The organism is Alkalihalophilus lindianensis (assembly GCF_032843265.1).
GTDB classification, from domain to species: domain Bacteria; phylum Bacillota; class Bacilli; order Bacillales; family Bacillaceae_D; genus Alkalihalophilus; species Alkalihalophilus lindianensis.
Genome location: NZ_JAWJBA010000383.1, coordinates 1 through 269 on the forward strand (window position 1 = coordinate 1; position 269 = coordinate 269).

The 269-nt window shown below is 43.9% G+C and carries 1 pseudogene; it reads right to left on the reverse strand.

The features are described 5' to 3' along the window. A pseudogene (locus RYX56_RS22680) lies at positions 1-269 on the reverse strand (acetate kinase); the annotation flags it as partial.

Genomic DNA, 269 nt, shown 5'->3' on the forward strand with positions numbered 1-269 from the left:
GGCATTGTTTGGTGAAAGGCTGTATCAAACACGGCAACAGCCGGAACATTCGGAAGTACACGCTGGAAAGCCCTAATCCCTGTAATGTTTGCCGGATTATGCAGCGGCGCCAGCTCGGATAATTTATCAATTTTATCTAAAACCTCGTCTGTGATGACAAGGGAATCATTAAATTCCTCCCCGCCGTGGACGACACGGTGACCAATTCCTTCAATTTCATTTAATGTTTGAATAATTCCGAGGGAAGTCAGCTTATCTAAAAGCATTTT